Here is a 1,858-nt window from a genome sequence, read left to right as displayed (position 1 = left end):
ATGATATTAGATTATATTTTATTCGTTGTTAAGTGATTCGAGACATACAATTTATCAAGATGTTATAATTGATGAGAAATGAGGTTCGTAAATGATAGATCAACAAACAATTTATCAATACATACAAAATGGAAAAATAGAAGAAGCGTTACAAGCATTGTTCGGAAATATCGAAGAAGATCCTACAATTATTGAAAATTATATTAATGCTGGTATCGTACTTGCTGATGCGAATGAGATTGAAAAGGCAGAGCGTTTTTTCCAAAAAGCTTTAACAATAGATCCGAAGAATGGCGTCGTATTTTATAATCTAGCAAATGTATATTATAATCAGCAACGTTATCAAGAAGCTATTAAATTATATCAACAAGCATTACAAACAGAGATTGAACAAGTTGATTGTAATTATATGATCGGTATGGCGTTTAATCAGTTAGAATCATTTAAGCTGGCATTGCCGTATTTAATGACTGCTGCGGAACTAGATAAAGACAAAGATGCAGAAGTTCAATTTCAATATGGTCTTGTATTATGTCAATTAGAAATGTTTAATGAAGCCATAACTCAACTTAAACATGTATTAACGATTGATAAAAATCATGTTGATGCAAGATACAATTTGGGCTTAGCGTTATTTATGAAAAATGAAGATATTGATGAAGCAATAACTCATTTTAAAGAAGCTGTGACTATCGACCCTAAACACTTATTAAGTCAGCATGCGCTGAAAACATTCACTAAAATGAAAGAGGAGGAGTAACATGTCAGACCCTACACTATTTGATTATTCAATGATCAAAGGTACTGTTGAAGCGATATTGTTTCAAAACAGTGATAATTTTTATACAGTGCTTAAAGTAGATACTATTGAAACAAATGAAGACTTTGATACAATGCCAACTGTTGTAGGGTTTCTTCCGAATATTGTTGAAGGCGATGTCTACACATTTAAAGGGCAAGTTGTTGATCATCCACGTTATGGTAAACAATTAAAAGCAGAGACTTTTGAAAAAGAAATGCCACAAACGAAAGAAGCAATTATAAGTTATTTATCTAGTGATTTGTTTAAAGGTGTAGGTAAAAAGACAGCTCAAAATATTGTTAATACATTAGGTGACAATGCGATAAATGATATATTAGATGACCATTCAGTGCTAGAAAAAGTTTCGGGATTATCTAAAAAGAAACAGAAACAAATTGCAGAACAAATTTCAGCAAATCAAGAATCTGAAAAAATAATGATTCGTTTACATGATTTAGGGTTTGGTCCTAAACTTTCAATGGCAATTTATCAGTTTTATCTCGGCGATACACTGACTATTTTAGATCGAAATCCATATCAATTGATTTATGATATTAAAGGTATTGGTTTTAATAAAGCAGATCAACTTGCTAGAAATATTGGTATCGCTTATAACGATAATGAACGATTAAAAGCTGCGTTGCTCTATACGTTAGAAGAAGAATGTATTAAACAGGGACATACATATTTGCCTATCAATGTTGTTATAGATTTAACGGTTGATGTATTAAATTATCAAGATGAAGAGGTCATCGAACCTGAAAAATTAGACGAAATGTTGCAATACTTAAATGAGGAAAAACGACTAATTATTGACAATGAACAAGTTGCAATTCCAAGTTTGTATTATTCTGAAATCAAAAGTGTTCAAAACTTATTCAGAATAAAGACGCATACAAATAAACTTACGGAAATTGAACAGTCAGATTTACAAATGCATATTGGTGAAATAGAAGATGCGAATCAAGTGAACTATGCAGCTTCACAAAAAGAAGCTTTGCAAACGGCTATCAATTCTAAGGTGATGCTATTAACCGGTGGACCGGGAACAGGAAA

At 31.4% G+C, this 1,858-nt stretch carries 2 protein-coding genes; both read left to right on the top strand.

Features of this window, described 5'->3' with window-relative positions; all coding sequences use genetic code 11:
* Positions 1 to 91 precede the first annotated feature (91 nt).
* Positions 92 to 760, top strand: a complete 669-nt coding sequence (locus IDG60_RS12860) for a tetratricopeptide repeat protein (protein WP_000567017.1) — start codon at positions 92 to 94, stop codon at positions 758 to 760.
* Between the two features lies 1 nt (position 761).
* On the top strand, positions 762 to 1,858 hold a 1,097-nt coding region (locus IDG60_RS12855), incomplete at its 3' end, for an ATP-dependent RecD-like DNA helicase (protein WP_241013371.1).

Source organism: Staphylococcus sp. EG-SA-2 (assembly GCF_017152085.1).
Note: the sequence above shows the minus strand (reverse complement) of the source record. Positions and strands in the feature narration are given on the sequence as shown.

Bases quoted from the DNA above. Each gene is read 5' to 3' on its own strand.
- IDG60_RS12860 (WP_000567017.1), top strand. From the start codon at position 92: ATGATAGATCAACAAACAATTTATCAATACATACAAAATGGAAAAATA.